Origin of the sequence: Enterobacter cloacae complex sp. FDA-CDC-AR_0164, from assembly GCF_003071645.1 — a bacterium.
GTDB lineage: Bacteria > Pseudomonadota > Gammaproteobacteria > Enterobacterales > Enterobacteriaceae > Enterobacter > Enterobacter ludwigii.
Window position 1 is genome coordinate 106,517 of record NZ_CP028950.1, and the last position, 22,527, is coordinate 129,043.

The window sequence follows — 22,527 nt, forward strand, 5'->3', positions numbered from 1 at the left end:
ATTTTTCCTGGCGAGATCAAAAAGTGGCGCCGCGCTTACAGAAACCATTCATATTTTGTGGTTGAATGAATTCAGCGTTTATAAACAAGGAGAAACGGGTATGTATCAGACAATCATTATGCCGGTTGATGTTTTCGAGATGGAGCTGAGCGACAAGGCCGTACGCCACGCGGAGTTCCTGGCGCAGCAGGACGGGATCATCCATCTTTTACACGTGTTACCGGGTTCCGCCAGCCTGAGTCTGCACCGCTTTGCCGCCGATGTACGTCGCTTCGAAGAGCATCTTCAGCACGAAGCTGAAAATCGTCTACAAACCATGGTCGGGCATTTCAGCATCGACCCTTCACGTATCAAAACTCACGTCAGGTTCGGTAGCGTGCGGGATGCCGTTAATGAACTGGCCAATGAACTGAAAGCAGACGTCGTGGTGATCGGTTCCCGTAATCCTTCCATTACCACCCACCTGCTGGGCTCTAACGCGTCGAGCGTGATCCGCCACACCCACATTCCGGTGATGGTCGTCAGGTAAAAAAAAGAGGCCACCTTTCGGTGGCCTCTTGCTGTTGCAGGTGTAGTCTTGCTTTCTTTTTATGCCGTTTTGGTGCGAATCAGATAATCGAACGAGCTCAGAGACGCTTTCGCCCCTTCACCGGTGGCAATGATGATCTGTTTGTACGGAACCGTGGTGCAGTCCCCTGCCGCGAACACCCCTTTCACGCTGGTTTCGCATTTCGCATCGATAATAATTTCGCCCATGCGGTTGCGCTCAATCGCGCCGTCCAGCCAGGTGGTGTTTGGCAACAGACCAATCTGTACGAAGATCCCCGCCAGCGCCACGCTATGCACGTCACCGCTCACGCGGTCGCGGTATTCCAGACCGGTCACTTTGCTGCCGTCACCTTTCACTTCCGTGGTCTGCGCATTCAGCACGATATCGACGTTTTTCAGGCTACGCACTTTGTCCTGCAGCACCTGGTCCGCTTTCATCTCTGGGGCGAACTCCAGCAGGGTGACGTGTTCAACGATACCCGCCAGGTCAATCGCCGCTTCCACACCGGAGTTACCGCCGCCGATCACCGCCACGCGTTTACCTTTAAACAGCGGGCCGTCGCAGTGCGGGCAGTAGGTGACGCCTTTGGTGCGATACTGATCTTCACCCGGGACGTTCATGTTGCGCCATTTGGCGCCGGTGGCAATGATAATGCTGCGCGCTTTCAGCACCGCGCCGGAGGCGGTTTCAATCTGGTGTAACCCCCCTTCAACCGCGGCCGGAACCAGCTTGCTGGCGCTCTGGCTGTCGATCACATCCACTTCATAATCGCTGACGTGCGCCTTCAGTGCGCCAGCCAGTTTCTGGCCTTCGGTCTTCGGCACAGAGATGTAGTTTTCGATATCCACGGTGTCGAGCACCTGGCCACCGAAGCGTTCGCCCATCAGTCCGGTACGAATGCCTTTACGGGCGGAGTAAACCGCCGCCGCCGCGCCCGCCGGGCCGGAGCCGACAATCAGAACATCATACGCGTCACGTTTGTTCAGCGCTTCTGCCGCACGTTTTTCGGCACCCGTGTCCACTTTGGCAACGATTTCGGTCAGCGTCATACGGCCCTGGCCAAACTCCTGACCGTTCATAAAGACCGCCGGAACGCCCATGACGTTACGGTCGGTGATTTCGTTCTGGAACGTACCGCCGTCAATCGCCGTGTGCTTAATGCGCGGGTTCAGCACCGACATCAGGTTCAGCGCCTGCACCACGTCCGGGCAGTTATGGCAGGAGAGTGAGTAATAGGTTTCAAACTCAAAATCGCCGTCAATGTCGCGGATCTGCTCGAGCAGCGCCTGCGCCTCTTTTGACGGATGACCACCGGTCCACAGCAGTGCCAGCACCAGCGAGGTAAATTCGTGGCCCAGTGGAGAACCGGCAAAACGCGGCCCCTGGTCAGAACCCGGATTGGTGATCAGGAAGGAGGGCTTGCGCACCGCCAGATCGTTATCTTCTTTGAAGGTCACGTTCGGTGACAGTTCGGCGATCTCTGCCAGCAGTTCCTTGATCTCTGCCGATTTAGCGCTGTCGTCCAGCGTGGCAATCAGCTCAACAGGTTTGGTCAGTTTCTCAAGGTAGGCCTTGAGCTGGGTTTTCATATTGGTGTCGAGCATTGTTCTTCCCTCTCTAAAAACGTCATCATGCAAGCTGCCTTATTCGGGCGGCCTGAATGCAACTTGCATCATGGTGCTGGAATAAAATGGGCGCGGGCGCGCCCATTACGACTGTCATTTCCGGAGCCTGTCGCGTCAGAGCAGGCGATGCTCTGCGCAAAAGACGGCGGGAAACTTAGATTTTGCCAACCAGGTCTAAAGACGGTGCCAGAGTCGCTTCGCCTTCTTTCCATTTCGCCGGGCAAACTTCACCTGGGTGAGAAGCAACGTACTGCGCCGCTTTCACTTTACGCAGCAGGTCAGAAGCATCACGGCCGATACCTTCAGCGGTAACTTCGATTGCCTGGATAATGCCCTGCGGGTCAACAACGAAGGTAGCACGGTCAGCCAAGCCTTCATCTTCACGCATGTTGTCGAAGTTACGGGTCAGGGCGCCAGTCGGGTCGCCGATCATCGCGTATTTGATTTTCGCGATGGTTTCAGAGCTGCTGTGCCATGCTTTGTGGGTGAAGTGGGTGTCGGTAGAAACAGAGTAAACGTCTACGCCCAGCTTCTGCAGTTCGTCGTAATGGTCTGCAACGTCACCCAGTTCGGTCGGGCAAACGAAGGTGAAGTCAGCCGGATAGAAGAAGAAGACGCTCCAGCGGCCTTCGGTATCTTTCTCGGTCACTTCGATGAATTCACCGTTTTTGAACGCCTGGTTTTTGAAAGGTTTAATTTTGGTATTAATCAAAGACATCTGTACTTCCTCCGTGTTTTCGTTGAGATGTAAGGTAACCAACTTTCGCCGGGTGGGCTAATGCGTTTGCTTTATCAAATCAATCAGCCATACCTAACAACCCGAACAAGACAACGTGATGAACTGAATTAACGAAAAGCCAAAAGTAAAAAGGCCGCCCTGGTGGGCGGCCCTGATACCTGAACTTTCCACAGGAACTTTCAGTGCCAGCAATTGCTGGCGTTGCGTTGCGCTCTACAAACCTCATATCAAGGCCGTAACAGCGCCTTGATTACAACACCCGCACAGCGCGAGGGCAATGCACATGAGCGCCAATCGTATCTATGGCTGTGATAGGTTTCATCGAACACGGTTTATCGCGCAGGACTGAATACGCGCCGGCGAGGATTAATAAAAATGAATGATAATTATTTGTCTATATATAATTGAGACTATTTTAATGCAAACACTCTCGCAGTTTTAGAGATAAAAATATCTTAATATTCATTGAAGCTCTATTTTATAAATCTGCCATCGTGATATATTAAGTCAACATACAACTCTAATTAAGTAAGTTAATTGCATGGATGGTAAATGATTAACTTCCTTCTATAGTTATCAGTGATGTGTTAACGCAACGCAGTCCACTCAGGATGAAACATGGCTAATCTCTACGATCTGAAAAAATTTGATCTTAATCTGCTGGTAATTTTCGAGTGTATTTATCAGCACTTAAGCATCAGCAAGGCAGCAGAAACGCTCTATATTACGCCCTCGGCGGTCAGCCAGTCGCTGCAAAGGTTGCGTAATCAGCTCAACGATCCCCTGTTCATTCGTTCCGGGAAAGGGATTACGCCCACCACGGTAGGCGTGAACCTGCACCATCATCTTGAGCAAAACCTCAACCAGCTTGAGCAGACGATTAACATCATGCATGGCTCAACGCTAAAAAAGAATTTTGTGGTGTACAGCCCGCAAATCCTGACTACAGAAAATTTGCTGGGCCCGCTTAAATTATTGATGCGAGAGCACAATTACGAGATTGAACTGCATGACATGCTGCTCTCTGCTGACTCCGCAGAGGATCTGCTGGCATACCGTAAGGCAGACTTAATTTTCTCAATGGCCCCGGTTAGTAACCGTTCAATGATTTGTGTGCCATATGCATCCTATTCCGTCCTGCTGGTCTGCAGCCAGGATCATCCGCGGATGAAAGAGGTGGCCACCATGGAAGAGCTTCAGGAAGAGAAGTTTACGATATTCCTCAGTGATGAGCCGGGCGTTAAAACCTATCAATCGATGGCAGAAAAAGTGCATGCGGAAAAGACAATCGGTTTTCGCTGTGACTCTGTATTTACTATTATTTCGATGATAAGTGCCTCTCATTTAATTGGTTACGTACCCGAAATTTTATTTGATAAATACAGTGAAGTGCTAAGACTCAAAAAAATCACTGCACCGTTCACCCTTCCCTCGCTTGACATTTTTATGATTTATAATCGTTCGGCATTGAACAGTACGGCATTCGCGAAATTTATTAACGAAGTAACAGAAAAATAACAGCGACGGGCTGTGTCGCTCACAGCCCGTTCTCTTTGTTAATACATAATCCTGACTTATATTTTATAACGCGCTTTCGCGTTATTTTGACTGATATTCCTCTCACTTATTATGGGCAGACCGCCGTTATTCTAACGCGAGAGGGATGACACGCTCAGAGTGTATTCAGCCGCTCCGCCGCCGCGAGAAGCGTCGATTCCTGTTTCGCAAAACAGAGCCGGATCAGCTTATGCGGGAACGGGTCGGCGCAAAATACGGACAGCGGAATGGCAGCAACGCCCACCTCTTTTGTCAGCCACTGGCAAAAACTCACGTCATCCCGATCCGAAATCGCGCTGTAGTCCGCCAGCAGGAAGTAGGTCCCTTCGCAGGGTAAAATCTCCAGACGGCTCTGGCTTAGTGCATTCACAAACAGATCCCGACGCTGACGGTAGAATGCCGGCAGATCGCGGTAGTGCTCCGGTTCGGCGCGCAGCATATCAGCCAGGGCCAGCTGGGCCGGCGTGTTTACGGCAAACGTCAGGTATTGATGCACTTTACGCAGTTCAGCGCTGATGGCCGCGGGAGCCACGCAGTACCCCACCTTCCAGCCGGTCATGTGATAGGTTTTACCAAATGACGATACCGCCACGGCACGCTCGCGAAGCTGCGGATGGGCCAGCACGCTGGCATGCCCTTCCTGCGCAAAACAGATGTGCTCATACACTTCATCGCTCAGCACGTAAATTTCACGCCCGGCAATCGCCTGCCAAAGCTTTGCGAAATCAGCTTTCTGCCATGCGGTCGCCGACGGGTTGTGCGGGGTATTGATAATAACCAGACGGGTTTTGTCGCTCAGCAAGGCAGCAAACGCCTGCCAGTCCGGACGGAAATGCGGTGGCTGTAGCGCGATGCGTTTCACCACACCGCCGGAGAGTTCAACCGCCGGCGCGTAGCTGTCATAACTCGGGTCAAAGCAGATCACCTCATCACCCGTGCGCACCAGCGCGGTAATAGCGGCATACAACGCTTCGGTCGCCCCTGCCGTCACCGTGATGTCGCTGGTAGCGTCTGGCTTATAGCCATACAGCTCAGCCGTTTTGTCTGCAATGGCGTCCCGCAGAGCCTGCACGCCCGTCATCGGTGCATACTGGTTCGCCCCCTGCGCAACGTGGTACGCCAGACGTTCCTGCAAATAACGCGGGCCATCAAAATCCGGGAACCCTTGCGAGAGATTAATGGCGTTGTGCTGCTGGGCCAGTGCGCTCATTTGCGTAAAGATGGTGGTACCAAGACTGGGAAGTTTACTCTGAGGAATCAATGCGTTATTGCTCATTGTGTTGTGCCTGCATGTAATACTTATGTTGCTGACACTATAACACGATGTTAGTCTTTGGCAATCAAGACGCTTAGACGTCTAAACAATATGAATATTCCTGACCGAGAGGGAAAAAGGAAGATGACCGACAACCTGCAACTCACACACCTGGTCGACGCCTGCCGCTGGATCGGCGCCAAAGGCTGGGCTCCCGCGACCGGCGGTAACATGTCCGTGCGTCAGGATGCGCATCTGTGCTGGCTCAGTGAATCCGGCAAAGATAAAGGCAGCCTGACCACAGACGATTTTCTGCAGGTGGAGATTGCGACCAACCGTGCACCGTCTGGCCGCACGCCGTCGGCTGAAACCGGGCTTCACACGCTCATCTATCGTCTGTTTCCCGAAGCCAACGCGGTTCTGCACGTCCATACCGTCAATGCCACGGTCTTGTCGCGGCTGGTCAAAGAGCCCGAGCTGAAGATCACCGGCTTTGAGATGCAAAAATCCCTCTCCGGGCAGAGCACGCATCTGGATACGGTCGCCATCCCGGTGTTTGATAACGACCAGGATATCGACGCACTCGCCGTGCGCATTGCCGAATACGCTCAGGCGCACCCGTTTAATTATGGTTTTCTTCTGCGCGGTCATGGCTTAACCTGCTGGGGACGCGATGTGGCCGAGGCCCGCCGTCATCTGGAAGGACTGGAATTCTTATTTGAATGCGAAATGCGTTTACGACACTGGGAGAGAGTATGATTCGCGCGATTGTGACGGATATTGAAGGGACCACCAGCGATATCCGTTTTGTCCATGATGTTTTGTTCCCCTACGCGCGTGAGCGTCTGTCGGCCTTTGTGTCCGCGCAGCAGTACGCCGAGCCGGTTAAATCGATTCTGGACAACCTGCGTGATGAAATTAACCATCCGCACGCCAGCGTAAGCGACCTTATCGACACACTCTTTACGTTTATGGATGAAGACCGCAAGTCAACCGCGTTAAAGGCGCTGCAGGGGATCATCTGGCACGATGGCTACGTTAACGGCGATTTTACCGGCCACCTCTACCCGGACGTACTGCCTGCGCTGGAAAAATGGAAAGCGCAGGGTATTGATCTCTATGTTTATTCCTCAGGCTCCGTCGCGGCGCAGAAACTGTTATTTGGCTACAGCGACGAAGGTGATATTACTCATCTGTTCAGCGGCTATTTTGATACCCACATCGGTGCCAAGCGCGACGTCCAGTCTTACCAGAACATTGCGGCACAAACGGGTATCCCCCCGTCGCAGATCCTGTTCCTGTCGGATATACATCAGGAGCTGGACGCCGCTGAGCAGGCAGGTTTTCGCACCCTGCAGCTGATTCGCGGCGATGATGACGGTGCAAGCCATCACCATCAGGTACACCAGTTCGACGAGATTAACCCGGAGCAGATCCCTTCATGAGCGCATTGACCATTTATTCCGATAAAGACCCCAGTCAACCTCGCTGGCACAGCACCGACGCTGCCGACATCGCCCAACAGCTCAACGCCAGAGGGGTTCGTTTTGAACGCTGGGCCGCAGACCGCGACTTAGGCCGCGATCCTGCCCCCGATGCGGTTATCGCGGCTTATCAGCATGCGATCGACACGTTAGTGGCAGAGAAAGGTTATCAAAGCTGGGATGTCATCAGCCTGCGTGCCGACAACCCTCAAAAAGAGGCGCTGCGCGCTAAGTTCCTGAACGAGCATACCCACGGGGAAGATGAAGTGCGTTTCTTTGTTGAGGGGGCGGGGCTGTTTTGCCTGCACATTGGCGACGAGGTGTGTCAGGTATTGTGTGAGAAAAACGACCTGATTTCCGTGCCCGCTGGAACGCCGCACTGGTTTGATATGGGCTCAGAGCCGAACTTTACCGCCATTCGTATTTTTGATAACCCCGAGGGGTGGATTGCGCAGTTCACTGGCGATGCGATTGCGGATGCGTATCCGCGTCTGGCATGATTTTTCCCCTCTCCCTCCAGGGAGAGGGGGCGAAAAAACGTCAGTGTTTCAATCCCTTCGTATACGCCACCAGCTGGTCCAGCACAATGCCCCACCCTTCGTGGAAGCCCATCTGTTCATGCTGCTCGCGGATTTCCGCCGTTGGGTGGCGAGCAATGGCGGTATAACGCGTTTTGCCCTCCCCCACATCATCCAGCAGTAGAATGGCCGTCATAAACGGCTTTTCGGCGGGCTTCCAGCCTTCCGTATAACCGTCGGTAAAGACCAGCTTCCTGCCGGGATCGATTTCGAGAAACACCCCCCGGTTATCCATCCGTTGCCCGTCTACCTCAAACACCGTGTTAAATCGCCCGCCAACGCGCAGGTCAAGATCACACTCGGTCACTTTGTGCGGAACCGGAATGAAGAAGTTTTTGATGTGCTCGGGTGTCGTCCAGCAGAGCCACAGCAGATCGCGCGGGGCATCCACCACGCGTTCCAGTTTTAAGTCTGTATCAGGATCAAGCGTCACGTGACTGTCCTCCTAAAGGGAACCCCTTAAAGGATAGTCGTCCTCAGGCGAATTTCCCTTTTGCCACCTCTTCCGGCGTGACGATGCCCGTATCCAGCACCCAACCGCTTATCAATGCCGCTGGCGTGACGTCAAAGGCCGGGTTGTAGACCTGCGCGTTTTCAGGAGCCCACTGCACCGCGCCAAAGCTCCCGGCCACGCCCGTCACTTCACTGGCCGCACGTTGTTCAATGGGGATTGCCTCACCGTTCGGGCACGCCGGGTCAAGCGTGGTATGCGGGGCGGCGACATAGAACGGAATACCGTGGAACGTTGCCAGAACCGCCAGAGAATAGGTGCCAATTTTATTCGCCACGTCGCCGTTGGCCGCAATACGGTCTGCGCCCACCCACACCGCGTCAACCAGCCCTTTTGCCATCAGGCTGGCGGCCATGGAATCGGCGATCAGCTGGTACGGCACGCCCAGTTCGCCGAGTTCCCATGCGGTCAGTCTTCCACCTTGCAACAGGGGGCGGGTTTCATCCACCCAGACAGAGCTGACGCGTCCTTCCTGATGCGCGCGGGCAATCACGCCGAGCGCGGTGCCAACCCCTGCCGTCGCCAGCCCGCCGGTATTGCAGTGGGTCAACAGACGGCTGCCGGGTTTCACCAGCGTACTGCCGGCATTCGCGATGGCCTCGCACAGCTGCTTGTCTTCATCAATCAGACGCAGCGCTTCCGCCACCAGCGCAGGCACAAAATCCTCCTGCCAGAGAGCCAGCTTCATGCGGTCGAGGTTGTTCATCAGGTTCACCGCCGTCGGGCGGGATGCCCGCAGGGTCTCCAGCGCCACAGCCAGTTCATCACGGCTTTTGCCGTTTTCCGCCAGAAGGGCCAGCAGCAGGCTTGCAGAGAGACCAATCAGCGGTGCCCCGCGTACGCGCAGGGCGTGAATATGGCCGACCAGCGCCTCTACCGTCGAGGCGTCAAGCCAGCGTTTCTCCTGAGGAAGCGCCTGCTGATCGAGAATAAATAACTGATTCTCCGCCACTCGCAGGCTGGTCGTCTGTAATGTCTGCATGTCGTTAATTCCCTGTTGCGTTGTTGTAGCACATTGTGTCAGGATGAAATCCAGATGTATAGACGTCTAAATGTCTTTATTAGCTAAACCAGTGAGGAACAGGCAATGTCGCAATACCGTACCTTTACCGCCCAGGATGCCGTGGAGTATGCAAAGCAGTTCGGCGGCCTTGATGATCCCTCATCGCTGGTGGAGGCGCAGGAAGTGGGCGACGGTAACCTCAATCTGGTGTTCAAAATTTACGATACCGAGGGCGTAAGCCGCATCGTTGTTAAGCAGGCGCTGCCGTATGTGCGCTGCGTCGGCGAATCCTGGCCACTGACCCTGGATCGCGCCCGCCTGGAGGCGCAAACGCTGATCGAACACTACCAACACAGCCCGCAGCACACGGTGAAAATCCACCACTTCGACCCCGAACTGGCGGTGATGGTGATGGAAGATCTCTCCAGCCATGCCATCTGGCGCGGGGAGCTGATCAAAAATACCTACTACCCGCAGGCGGCGCGTCAGCTGGGTGAATACCTCGCGCACACGCTGTTCCATACCAGCGACTTTTACCTGCACCCGCATGACAAGAAAGCGCAGGTCGCGAAATTCCTTAATCCGGAGATGTGCGAGATCACCGAAGATCTGTTCTTCAACGATCCGTACCAGGTCCACGAACGTAACAACTACCCTGCTGAACTGGAAAAAGACGTTGCCGCCCTGCGCGATGACGCTCAGTTAAAAATTGCCGTGGCCTCGCTGAAGCACCGCTTCTTCTCACACGCTGAAGCCCTGCTGCATGGCGATATTCACAGCGGCTCGATTTTCGTGGCAGACGGCAGTCTGAAAGCCATCGACGCAGAGTTCGGCTACTCCGGTCCCATCGGTTTTGACGTCGGCACCGCCATCGGCAACCTGCTGCTCAATTTCTGCGGCCTGCCGGGGCATCTGGGTATTCGCGATGCTGCCGCGGCCCGTGAACAGCGTCTGACCGACATTCAGACGCTGTGGAACACCTTCGCGGAGCGCTTCCAGATCCTGGCCAGTGAGAAAACGCGCGATGCGGCACTTGCTGCCCCGGGCTACGCCTCTGAATTCCTGAAAAAGGTATGGAAAGACGCGATCGGATTCTGCGGCACGGAGCTGATTCGCCGCAGTGTCGGTCTGTCGCACGTGGCGGATATCGAGACCATTCAGGATGAAGCAATGCGCCACGAATGCCTGCGCCACGCGATTACGCTTGGCAAGGCGCTGATTGTGATTGCCGACCGTATCGACACCGCCGAAGCGCTGGTGGCGCGGGTGCGTCAGTACAGTTAAACGCCTCGGCCCTCTCCCGATGAAGAGGGCCGTCAGAAAAACACCAGCGCGCCGTTACCCCAGATACTCAATCACCGACAATCCACCGTTATAATCCGTGCTGTAGATAATGCCCTGCGCATCGACAAACACATCGCATGACTGGATCACCTGCGGTCGATTCGGCCGCGTATCCATCATCCTCTCAGGCGCCGCCGGCACCAGCGCACCGGTTTCAACCGGACGGTAAGGATTGGTAATATCAAACGCGCGCACGCCCGCATTCTGCCAGGTCGCAAAAATCAGCGTTGAGCTGACAAAGCTTCCCGGCCGGTTCTCGTGCAGGTTGTGTGGACCAAAATGCGCCCCTTTCGCCACATAATCCCGCTCCTGCGGCTGCGGGAATGTGGAAATACTTACCGGGTTCGACGGCTCGCGAATATCAAACAGCCAGATGAACTTCTCACCGTCCTCCTGGTTATCCAGTACCGCTTCATCCAGCACCACCAGCAGGTCACGATCCGGCAATGGCAGCGCGGTATGCGTGCCACCTCCAAACGGCGGGCTCCAGTTGCGATGGCTAATCAGCTTCGGCTGCGTGCGATCCTTCACGTCCAGCAGCGTCAGTCCCCCGTCGCGCCAGCTCCCGTAAGCGGTATCCCCGGCAATAATCGCGTGGTGCAGCGCGTAGCGTTTGCCTTCCGGCCAATTGGGTTGCTCCCCGTCGGCCTGGTTCATCCCCGGCAGCCACCAGCGCCCGGCCACCTCAGGCTTTTTCGGGTCGGCCAGATCGATCGTCAGGAAAATATAGTCGGTAAAGCCGTCGATCAGCGCCGAAACATACGCCCAGCGCCCGCCGACGTACCAGATACGGTGAATGCCGATGCCGCTCAGGGATAAAAAGCCGATTTCACGCGGTTTGTCAGGGGTGGAGATATCAAACACCCGCAACCCGGCGCTCCAGCCCTTGTCCTGCACGTCGCGTACGGTTTCCCCTACCTGACGGGTGTAGTAGACCTTTTCGTCGGCGAAACGGGCATCCGCGAACAAGTCTCGCGCATTAATGACCAGCAGGAGATCGTCGTGCGCCTGAAGATGAACGTTCCAGGTGCCGGGCGGCGCGGGCATATAGCCTGCCGGTTTGGGATGTTTAGGGTCGCGCACGTCCACAATGGAAAAGCCCTGCGAGACCATATGCCCGATGTACGCGAAACCGCGATGCACCATCAGCTGCACGCCGTCCGGGCGACCGCCCTGGTCGCTATGGCCAATCAGCCGCATATTGCGGCTGTATTCAGGCGTGGGAAGCACACTCATTGATGTTTCGCTTCAAGCGTCGCAAACCACGGGGCGATAAAATCTTCGGTCTGACCCCAGCCTGGGATGATTTTCCCCAGCGACGCCACGTTCACCGCGCCTGGCTGGGCGGTCAGCAGCGCCTGCGGGATCGCCGCCGCTTTGAAATCATACGTGGCGGGTGTGGTTTCACCGGCAATCTTGTTGGCAATCAGACGTACGTTGGTTGCACCAATCAGCTTCGGATCCACCGCCACGCTCACTTTCCACGGGCTGCCTGGCTCGCGCATCAGCTGAAGATCCTGGTTTGAGATATCGATGCTGTAGAGTTTGATTTCGGTGCGGCCGTTCTCTTTCAGGGCTTTGTAGGCCCCCTGGCTGAAGGCATCCCAGGTTCCCCAGATGGCGTCAATTTTGCCTTTCGGGTATTTCGCCAGAATAGCGCCCACTTTATTCGCGGTATCTCCCTGCACGTCAGACGAAACGGCACCGATAGACTCCAGTTCTTTAATGTCCGGATACTGCTTCTGCAGCGCTTTATAGGCTGCCTGACGACGTTCCATCGGCGGGAAACCGGCAACCCACAGCTTCACGATGTTGGCTTTACCGTTGAAATCTTTCGCCAGCTGGCCGAAGGAGAGATGGGTCAGGGAAGCATCATCCTGCTGGGTCACGGTCACCCCGGGAATGTCGCCCTGAACGGCGGTATCAAACACCGACACTTTAATGCCGGCATCGACGGCTTTTTTCACCAGCGCGGTCGCATAGGGGTCGCGCCCCTGAGAGAGGATAATCCCTTCATATTTCTGGCTGATCGCCTGATTAACGAAGTCCTGGAATTTGGCATCGTCGCCATTGCTCAAAAAAGTGCTGACCTTAAAGCCGAGCTTTTTGCCTTCCTGAATGGCACCGGCGACAAACTGCGTGGTGTTGTCGTCAGAGCCGAGGTTACGGATCACCGCAATGCGGATGGGGCCGTCATGATTTGCAATGGCGGGCGGAAGCGGTGCGGGGGTTGCCGCAAGGCCTGGCAGCGACGTCAGTAACCCTAATGCCACCAGAGAGAGGGTGATTTTTTTCATTCTGTTTTCCCGTTGTGTTGTGATCAATCGTTAGCGTTTTTGTATGTAGGTAATCGCCAGCGCCACGGCGAGCACCAGCCCTTTTATAATGTCCATCGCGTAATAGGGTACGGAAAGCATCACCAGACCGTTCGACAGCACGCCAAGAATAACTGCCCCGACGAGCGTACCCAGCGCGTTCGGTTTTCCGGACCCCGCGAGCGAGAAGCCAATCCACGCCGCCGCAACCGCATCCATCAGATAGCCGCCGCCCGCATTCACCTGTGACGAGCCAATCCGCGAGGCCAGTAAAATGCCGCCTAGTCCGGCGAGCAGAGAGGCAATCACGTAGGCCGCCACCTTGTAGCGCGTGGTGCGAATACCGGAGAGACGTGCCGCCTCCGGATTACCGCCGATGGCATACATGCGTCGTCCGTGGGTGGTCAGTGACAGCCCCAGCTGTGCGAGGATCGTCACCACCAGCATGATGATCACGATAGTCGGCACCTGTCCCAGCAGGCTGAATGCCGCCGGAATGGTCCCTTCAGCCATGTCGCCGCTCGGCAGCACCATGTTTTCGGTAATTGACCCACCGTAGCTGTAGGTCATCGCCACGCCCTGGATAACAAACAGGCTGGCAAGCGTGGCAAGCATGTCCGGGATCCGCAGGATGACAATCAGAAACGCGTTAAACAGGCCAACCAGAGTACAAAGCGTCAGGGTAATCAGTATCGATTCGGTGGTGCCGAAGCCGTACCAGACGAACAGTGACACCACCAGCGCGTTAGCCAGCGATGCCGTTGAACCAACCGACAGGTCAAACCCGCCGATGGTCAGCGAAATTGACACCCCGATAGCAATCACCGTCACGATGGCAATGGAGCGCAGGATATTGATAATGTTGTTCGGATCGAGGAAGTTGTCCGACGCCAGGCCAAAGATGGCCACCAGCGCCACCACGGTCAGCAACATGCCCCACTTGTAGAGAAAATCAAAAATTTGCTGACGGCCAGACGCCGCCGCCGTCACTGAAAGGGCCTTGCTCACGACGCCGTTCCTCCGGTTGAATAATAAAGTAGTGTCTCTTCGTGGGCCTCGGCCCCGGCGATTTCCGCCACGATACGTCCGTCCCACAGCACGCAAATGCGATCGCACAGCCCCACCAGTTCAGCGAATTCACCGGAGGCGTAAATCACCCCTTTGCCCTCGCGCGCCAGGCCGTCAATTAACTGGAACAGATCGGTTTTCGCTTTGACATCGACGCCTTTGGTCGGCTCATCGAAAATCAACACGCTGGCGTCGTTGCGCAGCCACTTGCCGATGGCAATCTTCTGCTGGTTGCCCCCCGACAGACGACGCAGCACCTGCCCCGGCCCACGCGCACGCACGCCGACGCGGGCAATCACCTCTTCCGCCCAGCGCCACGCCTGACGGTGGCCGAACAGGCTCCAGCGCGAGAAGCTGTTATCCGCGGTGACCGCCAGGTTCATGCTCACCGCTTCATCAATAAAAATGCCCTCTTTGCGCCGCTCCTCCGGTACCAGCGCCAGACCGCACAATACCGAATCCGCCGGATCGCGCGGCTGCCAGGGCTGATGATTTAGCTCACCACGCGCTACACGGCTTTTGCTGGCCCCAAACAGCGCCTTGCAGAGTTCCGTTTTGCCCGCTCCCGCCAGCCCGGCAATGCCCAGAATTTCGCCTTTTCGCAGGTGCAGGGAGATATCTTTCAACAGCGCGTCATCGTGCAGCCCTTCCACGCGCAGTAACGTCTCGTCACTGTGCGCAGGACGGGCCGGCGGATAGATATCGTTAAGCTCATGGCCAAGCATCTTCTCAACGATTGCGTCACCGCTGAGGTTCGCCATCGGGCCGGATTCAATCAGCTTGCCGTCGCGCAGCACGGTTAAGGTGTCGCAAATAGCGTTCAGTTCGTGAATACGGTGAGAGATAAACACTACGCCAATCCCCTGCTTTTGCAGACGTCTCACTACGGCGAAAAGCCGTTCGCTTTCATGGCTATCCAGCGGCGCGGTCGGTTCATCCAGAATCAGAAAACGGCAGTGGTGTGAGAGCGCCCGCGCCAGCAAAATCTGCTGCTTTTCTGCCAGCGTGCAGGTGTCGACGATGCGTCGCACATCCAGAGCGATACCCAGCTGCGCCAGCGCCTGTTTCGCCTGCTGGCGGATTGCGCGCCAGCGATAGCGATGCCCCGGCTGTGCGAGCTGATCGAGCATGATGTTTTCGGCAATGCTCAGCCCTGGTATCAGCGCGACGTCCACTTCCTGCTGCACCAGGTGGATACCCAGCCGTTTGGCATCAAGCGGCTCGCGGATCGTCACCGGCTGGTTATTAATGCAGATCTCACCTTCGTAGCGATCGTAAGTGCCGCACAGCACCGCCATCAGCGTCGATTTCCCCGCGCCGTTTGCGCCGGTCAGCGCATGCACGGAGCCGCCCATTAACGTCAAATCCACGCGCGACAACGCCTGAAAGCCGGAAAAGGCCAGGCTGATACCGCGCATCTCAAGGCGACTGGAAACCATCCGCGTTAAATCCTTCTTTCATATTGTGATTTATCGAATTTTTCACAGCTGCGGTTGACTGACAACGACGGAAAAGGCATAAGATAAAGCGAAATATTATTAGCCATCCGGATGTCCAGACATAACATCGGGTTAGCGCTTGCTAAAAAAAGGACAACACATGAGCAACACCGATATCCGCGTCGTGCCAGGCCCGGCGAACTATTTCTCGCATCCGGGAAGCCTTGCGCACCTGAATGATTTCTTTACGCCGGAACAGCTCTCCCGCGCGGTGTGGATTTATGGCGAACGCGCCATTGAAGGCGCGCGCCCTTTCCTGCCGGAAAGCTTTCACACACCGGGGGCGAAACATCTGCTCTTTAAAGGGCACTGCAGCGAACGTGACGTCACCAATCTGGTGACGGCGTCTGGCAATAACGCCAGCGTGGTGATTGGTGTCGGCGGTGGCGCACTGCTTGATACCGCCAAAGCGGTGGCGCGCCGTCTCGGCGTGCCGGTGGTGGCTATTCCCACCATCGCCGCCACCTGCGCCGCCTGGACGCCGCTCTCCGTCTGGTATAACGATGCCGGTCAGGCGCTGCAGTTTGAGGTGTTCGACGATGCTAACTTCCTGGTGCTGGTGGAACCGCTCATTATCCTCAATGCCCCAGCGGAGTACCTGCTGGCAGGCATCGGCGATACGCTGGCGAAGTGGTATGAAGCGGTGGTCCTGGCCCCACAACCCGAACACCTGCCTTTGACCGTACGGCTGGGGATCAACGGCGCGCTGGCGATCCGCGACGTGCTGCTTTCCCGTAGCGAAGAGGCGCTGGCCGACCAGCAGCGTGGCGAAGCGACGCAGGCGTTCAGGGACGTTGTGGATGCCATTATTGCCGGGGGCGGAATGGTGGGCGGTCTGGGCGAGCGCTATACCCGCGTGGCGGCCGCGCATGCGGTGCACAACGGTTTAACCGTTTTGCCGCAAACGGAAAAATACCTGCACGGTACCAAAGTGGCCTACGGCATCCTGGTGCAAAGTGCGCTGCTCGGCCAGGATGACGTGCTGGCCGAGCTGGTGGCGGCCTATCAGCGCTTTACCCTGCCCACCACGCTTCGCGAACTGGAGGTGGATATCAACAACCGCGACGAGCTGGACAAGGTCATTGCCCATACGCTGCGCCCGGTGGAATCTATCCACTATTTGCCGGTCGCGCTCACCCCTGAGGTTCTGCGCGCCGCGTTTGAGAAAGTGGAATCCTTCAGCCGTTAATCGTTCCGACCGACTATACCTAATGATGATTCTCATCACTCTCGCAACGAGGTCATCATGCAGATCGATTTAACAGGTAAGAAGGCGCTGGTTACCGGCGCCAGCCGTGGGTTGGGTCGTGCCATCGCACTTTCACTGGCACGCGCCGGTGCCGATGTGGTTATTACGTATGAAAAATCCGCCGACAAAGCCCAAGCGGTCACCGAAGAGATAAAGGCGCTTGGGCGCCACAGCGAGGCGATTCAGGCCGACAGCGCCAGCGCACAGGCCATTCAGGATGCGGTTACCCATGCGGCACGCTCCCTGGGCGGGCTGGATATTCTGGTCAATAACGCCGGGATCGCACGCGGCGGCCCGCTGGAGTCCATGACGCTGGCGGATATTGACGCCCTGATTAACGTCAATATCCGGGGCGTGGTGATTGCCATTCAGGAAGCGCTGGTGCATATGTCTGACGGCGGGCGCATTATCAACATCGGCAGTTGTCTGGCAAACCGTGTGGCGATGCCCGGTATTGCCGTCTATTCGATGACCAAATCTGCGCTCAACTCCCTTACCCGGGGTCTGGCTCGCGATCTCGGCCCGCGCGGCATTACCGTGAACCTTGTGCATCCTGGCCCGACAAACAGCGATATGAACCCGGAGGATGGAGAACAGGCTGAATCTCAGCGCCAGATGATTGCGGTGGGACATTACGGCCAGCCGGAAGACATCGCCGCCGCGGTCACCTTCCTGGCCAGTCCTGCCGCCGGACAAATATCCGGCACGGGACTGGATGTCGATGGCGGGTTAAACGCCTGATCGCATGTTGAATGTAAACAAAAGCAGATCAGCCTTTGTTTACCGAAAGAGGGTTAACAGCACTTCGCGCCGCCCTTGCCGCCGTAGCGGGCGTCCTGGCGGTCGCGGAAGAAAGCTTCATAGGTCATTGGCGTCTGGTCAGGGTGGTTGACGCGCATATGCTCGACGTAGTTGTCGTAATCCGGTACGCCGATCATCATTTTGGCGGCCTGGCCCAGGTATTTTCCTGCTTTGGAGAGGGTGTCGAACATAGTGGATGTCTCGTCTTTTATCCCCTCTCCCCGGCGGGGAGAGGGTGAGGTTGAGCGATTAATGCGCCCCTTTCGCCTGGGTCACAATCTCTTCCAGGTTCTCAGGCATTGGCTCATACGGTGTCTCTTTTGCCGTCGGCTTGTCTTCTTTCAGCGCCGCCAGTGCAGTCTTCAGAGAATACAACGCCAGCACCACAACCACCACCATAAAGAAGATGGTCAGTCCGGCGTCCAGACGGTTGTTAAACACCAGCTGCGACAGCTGTGATTCCGTATATTGCGCCGGGATCTTACCGCTGTCGATCATCGCCTGGAACTTGTTGGCGATAGCCAGGAAGCCCACCTTGTTGTCCGGGCTGAAGGCTTTCTGCCAGCCTGCCGTCAGGGTACAAATCAGCAGCCATGCGGTTGGCAGTAACGCCACCCACGCATAACGCTGACGCTTCATCTTGAACAGCACTACCGCACAGAGCATCAGCGCCATGCCCGCCAGCATCTGGTTGGCAATACCAAACAGCGGCCACAGGGTGTTAATCCCCCCCAGCGGATCGACGACGCCCTGATGGAGGAAATATCCCCACGCCAGTACGCACAGCGCCGTTGCCAGCAGGTTCGCCGGTAATGAATCGGTACGTTTCAGGTTCGGTGAGATCACCCCCAGCAGATCCTGCAGCATAAAGCGTGCCGCACGCGTTCCTGCATCCACCGCCGTCAGAATAAACAGCGCTTCAAACAGAATGGCGAAGTGATACCAGAACGACACGTCCATCAGCCCGCCCAGCGCGCCGTGCAGAATATACGCCATGCCCACCGCCAGCGTTGGCGCGCCCCCCGCACGGGAAATAATTGACTGCTCGCCCACTTCACTGGCGATATGGGTCAACGTGTCAGGGGTAATGGCAAAGCCCCAGCCGCTTACCACCTGCGCGGCAGAGGCCACCACGTCAACGGTGCCGGCCGGTGCCAGCAGCGCCATTGGGCTGTTCATCGCGAAGTAAACGCCCGGGTCGATAATACAGGCCGAGACCAGCGCCATTATCGCCACGAACGATTCCATCAGCATGCCGCCGTAGCCAATCAGGCAGGCCTGATTCTCATTGGCGAGCATTTTCGGCGTGGTACCGGAGGCAATCAGCGCGTGGAAACCAGACACCGCGCCACAGGCGATGGTGATAAACAGGAACGGGAACAGGTTGCCGGTCCAGACCGGGCCGGTGCCATCAATAAATTTGGTCAGCGCAGGCATGGTCAGCGTCGGGCGCATAATCAAAATGCCGATTGCCAGCCCCACAATCGTGCCGATTTTCAGGAAGGTGGAGAGGTAATCGCGCGGGGCCAGCAGCAGCCACACCGGCAGCACCGCCGCCACAAATCCGTACCCTACCAGCATCCACGTCAGCTGTACGCCGGTGAAATCGAAGAACGGCGCCCACGTCGGGCTCTCAGCCACCCAGCCGCCGGAGATAATGGCAAACACCAGAAAGACCAGGCCGATGACCGACACTTCACCAATGCGTCCCGGACGCAGGTAGCGAATGTAGATCCCCATAAACAGCGCCAGCGGAATGGTAAAGGCCACGGTATAGGTTCCCCACGGACTGTGGGTCAGCGCTTTCACCACGATCATCGCCAGCACCGCGAGGATGATCACCATGATCATAAAGGTCGCGATCAGGGCGATCACCCCGGCCGTGGCTCCCATCTCCTCTTTCACCAGCTCACCGAGCGAACGTCCGTCGCGGCGGGTGGAGACGAACAGCACCATAAAGTCCTGCACCGCACCGGCCAGTACGACGCCCGCGAGGATCCAGATCATCCCCGGCAGGTAACCCATCTGCGCCGCCAGGACTGGCCCCACCAGCGGGCCCGCGCCGGCAATCGCCGCAAAATGGTGACCGAACAGCACTTTCTTGTCGGTAGGCACATAGTCCAGACCGTCGTTATGACGAACCGCAGGCGTCATGCGCGTGCCGTCGACCCCTAACACCGTCTTCGCGATATAGCGGCCATAAAAACGGTACGCGATCAGATAAATACAGACCGAGGCGACAACGATCCACAGCGCGTTGATCTGTTCCCCCCGGTTGAGGGCGATATAGCCCAGGGCAAATGCTCCCACAACGGAGAGCCCTGCCCACGTAAGGTATTTCCCTGAGTTGTTCATAGTTGTTGTCCGTTGTTGTGAAACAGTGAGATGTTACATTTTGTTTCTAGAACAACGCTCAAAATTTAACAACTTTGAAACGCAATAATGCGTGGTCAAACCAGACATTTACACCACATTGTTAAGCCGATCACCTTCCGCTGAAACACCCCTGCCGCCACGGGTCACACTTTTGCCTTTTTCGTCCCGACACCGCCTTACGAAATGATTTGTATCATTTTTTTTGCTCAAAACCTCGCCAGAATGACCCTGCGCAATCGCGTGCATACAAGGAAAAGGATATGAACAGTTCAGTACCTCAGGATCTCAAGGTCGGGCCCGGCGCGTACGTTGCGCTGGCATTCGCAGCCGTTTTCTTCTCTGGCCTGCTGGGCGGAAAAGAGTGGTACGGCGTGTTTGATTTCACCACCCTCAACGGTGCGTTTGGCAAGGTGGTCAGCAAGGCCAGCCTTGAAGACGGCACCCTGACTACCGCCACCAGCGCCTTTCGCGGTACCGGCGGCAGTGGCGCAATGGACGGGTTTCTCTTTGCGCTCGGTTTAATTCCGGCCGTGATGTTTGCCCTCGGGATGATCAACGTGCTGGAGCACTATGGTGCGCTGCGTGCAGCCCGTAAGCTGTTAACGCCGCTGCTGCGCCCGCTGCTGGGTATTCCGGGCACCACCGGGCTGGCGTTGATTGGCAGCCTGCAGAGCACCGATGTGGGTGCATCCCTCACCCGCAACCTGTCCGATGAAGGGCAGATTAGCGAAAAAGAGAAAGACGTTTTCGCCATGTTCCAGTTCTCCGCCGGGGCGATGATCACCAACTTTTTCTCCTCTGGTGCCATCCTCTTTACCCTGGTCGCCGTTGACGGGACGGCCGCGGTGCCGACCTCCATTGGTGCCTGCATCGCCGTGATGTTCATCATGAAGATTGTCGGCGCGAATCTGCTGCGCCTGATCCTGACCGTCATCGGCAAAGATGCCCCTGAGCAACAACCGACACAAGGAGAGACCGTATGAGTGCCCCACAATCTCATCCCGTGATTACCGATGTGTTTGTCGAAGGCGCACGCAAGGGCTGGAGTATTGCCACCGGCAGCACCCTGCCCAACGTGGTCATGGCTTTTATCATCATCAAGGCGCTGGAAATTACCGGGGCGCTGAAAGGGCTGGGGATGATCTTCTCCCCGCTGATGGGCCTGTTTGGCCTGCCGGGTGAAGCGGCTGCCGTGCTGATTGGCGGCTGGATGTCGATGGGCGGTGGGATCGGCGTGGCGATCGGCCTGTTTGATAAAGGGATTATTACCGGCGAGCACCTGGCGATTCTGGCACCTGCTATCTATCTGATGGGCTCACAGGTGCAGTATCTCGGCCGCATTCTGGGTGTGATCGGCACCCGCGCCAAACGTATTCCGCTGATGATTGCCATTTCGGTCATCAACGCCTTCTTAGCCATGCTGCTGATGCGCATTATTCTCTGAACAGGACGTTACTATGAACCTTGACCATTATATTGAAGAGCTGAAAACCCTGGTGAACGTGGACTGCGGTACCCGCACTGTCGCAGGCGTCGAAACCGTGGCTGGCATTATTGAAACGCTCTGGCAACGCGAAGGCTGGCACACCGAACGGGTTAATCTGGGCGACAAGGTTGGCCCGGGCGTATTCGTCAGTAATAAGCCACAGGCGGCACAGTTCGACGTTCTGCTGGTCGGCCATCTTGATACGGTATTTGCCCCCGGCACCGTCGCCGAGCGTCCGCTGAGCGAGGACGCCACCCGTCTTTATGGCCCTGGCGTATCGGATATGAAGAGCGGCCTGCTGAATATCTTGTGGGCGATGCGTGATCTGGACGCAGCCGACCACGATCGTCTGGCCATTGCGATCGCCATGAATCCCGACGAGGAGACCGGCTCCGTCTATTCACACGAATGGATTGGCGAACTGGCAAAACGCGCCCGCTGCGTGCTGGTATGCGAAGCCGCGCGCGCCGACGGTTCGCTGGTGAAGGCTCGCAAAGGGATGGCGGGCTATCACCTGACGTTCAGCGGCGTGGCGGCACACGCGGGTAACGAACCGGAGAAAGGCCGCTCGGCGATAACCGCCCTGGCAAACAGCATTATTGCCATTAATGCCCTGACCGACCAGGAACGTGGCACCATGCTCAACGTCGGCGTGATCCACGGCGGCAGCGCGGCAAACGTGGTGGCCGATAAAGCCGTTGCCGAACTGGACGTGCGTTTCTGGGAAAACGATGAGTACAGCCGGGTGAACCAGGCGCTGGAGGCATTGTGTGAAAAAGGCTTTTTAGAGGGCGTCACGACCTCGTTGACGCGCGTGAACCACAAACCGGCGATGGCAGCGAGTAAAGCCACGCAGGCGCTGATGCAGCAGGTTGAAGCGGCAGGTCAGGCGGAAGGAATAGCCATTACCTGGCAGGCGGTCGGTGGTGGCAGTGATGCCAACCACACCGCCGCGCTGGGCATTCCGACCCTGGACGGGCTGGGGCCGATCGGTGCCGGGTTCCACAGCCCGGCGGAGTGGCTGGATAAAGCGTCGATTGCGCCGAGAATACGCTTGTTGAAGCGGGTGATTTCAATGCTGTAAGCC

The 22,527-nt window shown here is 56.7% G+C and carries 22 protein-coding genes; 11 read left to right on the forward strand and 11 right to left on the reverse strand.

The features are described 5' to 3' along the window. The first annotated feature begins 100 nt into the window (after positions 1–100). Entirely contained in the window at positions 101–529 is a 429-nt protein-coding gene (gene uspG / locus AM410_RS00570) for a universal stress protein UspG (RefSeq protein ID WP_020885008.1), read from the forward strand. 59 nt (positions 530–588) lie between these two features. Here uspG and ahpF read toward each other — a convergent pair whose 3' ends face one another. Then, a complete protein-coding gene (ahpF, locus tag AM410_RS00575) occupies positions 589–2,154 on the reverse strand; it encodes an alkyl hydroperoxide reductase subunit F (protein ID WP_049023518.1) in 1,566 nt (521 codons plus the stop codon). Between the two features lie 175 nt (positions 2,155–2,329). Further along, on the reverse strand, positions 2,330–2,893 hold the full coding sequence (ahpC, locus tag AM410_RS00580; protein WP_008501015.1) for an alkyl hydroperoxide reductase subunit C: 564 nt from the start codon (positions 2,891–2,893) through the stop codon (positions 2,330–2,332). A gap of 639 nt (positions 2,894–3,532) precedes the next feature. Between ahpC and citR the strand changes: the two genes are divergently transcribed. Continuing rightward, entirely contained in the window at positions 3,533–4,432 is a 900-nt protein-coding gene (gene citR, locus AM410_RS00585; protein WP_032677673.1) for a DNA-binding transcriptional repressor CitR, read from the forward strand. 154 nt (positions 4,433–4,586) lie between these two features. On the opposite strand, the gene AM410_RS00590 is transcribed toward citR, so the two are convergent. Then, entirely contained in the window at positions 4,587–5,747 is a 1,161-nt protein-coding gene (locus AM410_RS00590) for a pyridoxal phosphate-dependent aminotransferase (protein ID WP_025204683.1), read from the reverse strand. A 123-nt stretch (positions 5,748–5,870) separates the two neighbouring features. On the opposite strand from AM410_RS00590, the gene AM410_RS00595 reads away from it, so the two are divergent. The 3 genes from AM410_RS00595 to AM410_RS00605 are packed head-to-tail and all read left to right on the forward strand — an operon-like array spanning position 5,871 to position 7,710. Continuing rightward, a complete protein-coding gene (locus AM410_RS00595; protein WP_020885012.1) occupies positions 5,871–6,485 on the forward strand; it encodes a methylthioribulose 1-phosphate dehydratase in 615 nt (204 codons plus the stop codon). Next, a complete protein-coding gene (mtnC, locus tag AM410_RS00600) occupies positions 6,482–7,171 on the forward strand; it encodes an acireductone synthase (protein WP_050737397.1) in 690 nt (229 codons plus the stop codon). The genes AM410_RS00595 and mtnC overlap by 4 nt, the downstream gene beginning before the upstream one ends. Next, positions 7,168–7,710, forward strand: a complete 543-nt coding sequence (locus AM410_RS00605) for a 1,2-dihydroxy-3-keto-5-methylthiopentene dioxygenase (protein WP_014169089.1) — start codon at positions 7,168–7,170, stop codon at positions 7,708–7,710. The genes mtnC and AM410_RS00605 overlap by 4 nt, the downstream gene beginning before the upstream one ends. Before the next feature lie 40 nt (positions 7,711–7,750). Here AM410_RS00605 and AM410_RS00610 read toward each other — a convergent pair whose 3' ends face one another. Together AM410_RS00610 and mtnA are read right to left on the reverse strand one after the other, a co-directional pair. Continuing rightward, complete coding sequence (locus AM410_RS00610; RefSeq protein WP_014169088.1) at positions 7,751–8,221, reverse strand: SRPBCC family protein; 471 nt, start codon at positions 8,219–8,221, stop codon at positions 7,751–7,753. Between the two features lie 43 nt (positions 8,222–8,264). Continuing rightward, the gene (gene mtnA, locus AM410_RS00615) at positions 8,265–9,281 is read right to left on the reverse strand and encodes an S-methyl-5-thioribose-1-phosphate isomerase (RefSeq protein ID WP_025204686.1); all 1,017 of its coding nucleotides are present in this window, start codon (positions 9,279–9,281) and stop codon (positions 8,265–8,267) included. Positions 9,282–9,386: 105 nt separating this feature from the next. Here mtnA and mtnK point away from each other — a divergent pair, with 105 nt between their 5' ends. Beyond that, entirely contained in the window at positions 9,387–10,586 is a 1,200-nt protein-coding gene (gene mtnK / locus AM410_RS00620) for an S-methyl-5-thioribose kinase (protein WP_108647346.1), read from the forward strand. Between the two features lie 54 nt (positions 10,587–10,640). Here mtnK and AM410_RS00625 read toward each other — a convergent pair whose 3' ends face one another. The 4 genes from AM410_RS00625 to AM410_RS00640 are packed head-to-tail and all read right to left on the reverse strand — an operon-like array spanning position 10,641 to position 15,468. Further along, entirely contained in the window at positions 10,641–11,882 is a 1,242-nt protein-coding gene (locus AM410_RS00625; RefSeq protein ID WP_108647348.1) for an LVIVD repeat-containing protein, read from the reverse strand. Next, entirely contained in the window at positions 11,879–12,943 is a 1,065-nt protein-coding gene (locus AM410_RS00630) for a sugar ABC transporter substrate-binding protein (RefSeq protein ID WP_108647350.1), read from the reverse strand. Before AM410_RS00630 ends, AM410_RS00625 begins: the two co-directional genes overlap by 4 nt. 30 nt (positions 12,944–12,973) lie before the next feature. Continuing rightward, positions 12,974–13,969, reverse strand: coding sequence for an ABC transporter permease (locus tag AM410_RS00635; RefSeq protein ID WP_108647352.1), 996 nt, complete (start codon positions 13,967–13,969; stop codon positions 12,974–12,976). Beyond that, positions 13,966–15,468 (reverse strand): sugar ABC transporter ATP-binding protein, encoded by a 1,503-nt coding sequence (locus AM410_RS00640; protein ID WP_108647353.1) that lies wholly within the window; start codon positions 15,466–15,468, stop codon positions 13,966–13,968. The genes AM410_RS00635 and AM410_RS00640 overlap by 4 nt, the downstream gene beginning before the upstream one ends. 160 nt (positions 15,469–15,628) lie before the next feature. On the opposite strand from AM410_RS00640, the gene AM410_RS00645 reads away from it, so the two are divergent. Both AM410_RS00645 and AM410_RS00650 read left to right on the forward strand, forming a co-directional pair. Then, positions 15,629–16,717 (forward strand): oxidoreductase, encoded by a 1,089-nt coding sequence (locus tag AM410_RS00645; RefSeq protein ID WP_108647355.1) that lies wholly within the window; start codon positions 15,629–15,631, stop codon positions 16,715–16,717. A 57-nt stretch (positions 16,718–16,774) separates the two neighbouring features. After that, positions 16,775–17,518 (forward strand): SDR family NAD(P)-dependent oxidoreductase, encoded by a 744-nt coding sequence (locus AM410_RS00650; protein ID WP_014169080.1) that lies wholly within the window; start codon positions 16,775–16,777, stop codon positions 17,516–17,518. A 53-nt stretch (positions 17,519–17,571) separates the two neighbouring features. Here AM410_RS00650 and AM410_RS00655 read toward each other — a convergent pair whose 3' ends face one another. After that, the gene (locus tag AM410_RS00655; RefSeq protein ID WP_014169079.1) at positions 17,572–17,769 is read right to left on the reverse strand and encodes a YbdD/YjiX family protein; all 198 of its coding nucleotides are present in this window, start codon (positions 17,767–17,769) and stop codon (positions 17,572–17,574) included. Between the two features lie 58 nt (positions 17,770–17,827). Beyond that, positions 17,828–19,933: a pyruvate/proton symporter CstA gene (gene cstA, locus AM410_RS00660; RefSeq protein ID WP_014169078.1), complete on the reverse strand. Its 2,106-nt coding sequence runs from the start codon at positions 19,931–19,933 to the stop codon at positions 17,828–17,830. Positions 19,934–20,214: 281 nt separating this feature from the next. Between cstA and AM410_RS00665 the strand changes: the two genes are divergently transcribed. The 3 genes from AM410_RS00665 to AM410_RS00675 are packed head-to-tail and all read left to right on the forward strand — an operon-like array spanning position 20,215 to position 22,524. Then, positions 20,215–20,937, forward strand: coding sequence for a nucleoside recognition domain-containing protein (locus tag AM410_RS00665; protein WP_020885022.1), 723 nt, complete (start codon positions 20,215–20,217; stop codon positions 20,935–20,937). Continuing rightward, on the forward strand, positions 20,934–21,398 hold the full coding sequence (locus tag AM410_RS00670; RefSeq protein ID WP_014169076.1) for a YjiG family protein: 465 nt from the start codon (positions 20,934–20,936) through the stop codon (positions 21,396–21,398). Before AM410_RS00665 ends, AM410_RS00670 begins: the two co-directional genes overlap by 4 nt. 13 nt (positions 21,399–21,411) lie before the next feature. Continuing rightward, the gene (locus AM410_RS00675; protein ID WP_073395723.1) at positions 21,412–22,524 is read left to right on the forward strand and encodes a M20 family metallopeptidase; all 1,113 of its coding nucleotides are present in this window, start codon (positions 21,412–21,414) and stop codon (positions 22,522–22,524) included. Positions 22,525–22,527 lie beyond the last annotated feature (3 nt).

Excerpts from the sequence above, each read along its gene's own strand:
- ahpC (WP_008501015.1), bottom strand. The coding sequence starts at position 2,893 with ATGTCTTTGATTAATACCAAAATTAAACCTTTCAAAAACCAGGCGTTC.
- citR (WP_032677673.1), top strand. The coding sequence starts at position 3,533 with ATGGCTAATCTCTACGATCTGAAAAAATTTGATCTTAATCTGCTGGTA.
- cstA (WP_014169078.1), bottom strand. The coding sequence starts at position 19,933 with ATGAACAACTCAGGGAAATACCTTACGTGGGCAGGGCTCTCCGTTGTG.
- mtnK (WP_108647346.1), top strand. The coding sequence starts at position 9,387 with ATGTCGCAATACCGTACCTTTACCGCCCAGGATGCCGTGGAGTATGCA.
- AM410_RS00675 (WP_073395723.1), top strand. The coding sequence starts at position 21,412 with ATGAACCTTGACCATTATATTGAAGAGCTGAAAACCCTGGTGAACGTG.
- mtnC (WP_050737397.1), top strand. The coding sequence starts at position 6,482 with ATGATTCGCGCGATTGTGACGGATATTGAAGGGACCACCAGCGATATC.
- ahpF (WP_049023518.1), bottom strand. The coding sequence starts at position 2,154 with ATGCTCGACACCAATATGAAAACCCAGCTCAAGGCCTACCTTGAGAAA.
- AM410_RS00655 (WP_014169079.1), bottom strand. The coding sequence starts at position 17,769 with ATGTTCGACACCCTCTCCAAAGCAGGAAAATACCTGGGCCAGGCCGCC.
- AM410_RS00650 (WP_014169080.1), top strand. The coding sequence starts at position 16,775 with ATGCAGATCGATTTAACAGGTAAGAAGGCGCTGGTTACCGGCGCCAGC.
- AM410_RS00645 (WP_108647355.1), top strand. The coding sequence starts at position 15,629 with ATGAGCAACACCGATATCCGCGTCGTGCCAGGCCCGGCGAACTATTTC.
- AM410_RS00665 (WP_020885022.1), top strand. The coding sequence starts at position 20,215 with ATGAACAGTTCAGTACCTCAGGATCTCAAGGTCGGGCCCGGCGCGTAC.
- AM410_RS00630 (WP_108647350.1), bottom strand. The coding sequence starts at position 12,943 with ATGAAAAAAATCACCCTCTCTCTGGTGGCATTAGGGTTACTGACGTCG.
- AM410_RS00590 (WP_025204683.1), bottom strand. The coding sequence starts at position 5,747 with ATGAGCAATAACGCATTGATTCCTCAGAGTAAACTTCCCAGTCTTGGT.
- AM410_RS00605 (WP_014169089.1), top strand. The coding sequence starts at position 7,168 with ATGAGCGCATTGACCATTTATTCCGATAAAGACCCCAGTCAACCTCGC.
- AM410_RS00670 (WP_014169076.1), top strand. The coding sequence starts at position 20,934 with ATGAGTGCCCCACAATCTCATCCCGTGATTACCGATGTGTTTGTCGAA.
- uspG (WP_020885008.1), top strand. The coding sequence starts at position 101 with ATGTATCAGACAATCATTATGCCGGTTGATGTTTTCGAGATGGAGCTG.
- AM410_RS00625 (WP_108647348.1), bottom strand. The coding sequence starts at position 11,882 with ATGAGTGTGCTTCCCACGCCTGAATACAGCCGCAATATGCGGCTGATT.
- mtnA (WP_025204686.1), bottom strand. The coding sequence starts at position 9,281 with ATGCAGACATTACAGACGACCAGCCTGCGAGTGGCGGAGAATCAGTTA.
- AM410_RS00595 (WP_020885012.1), top strand. The coding sequence starts at position 5,871 with ATGACCGACAACCTGCAACTCACACACCTGGTCGACGCCTGCCGCTGG.
- AM410_RS00640 (WP_108647353.1), bottom strand. The coding sequence starts at position 15,468 with ATGGTTTCCAGTCGCCTTGAGATGCGCGGTATCAGCCTGGCCTTTTCC.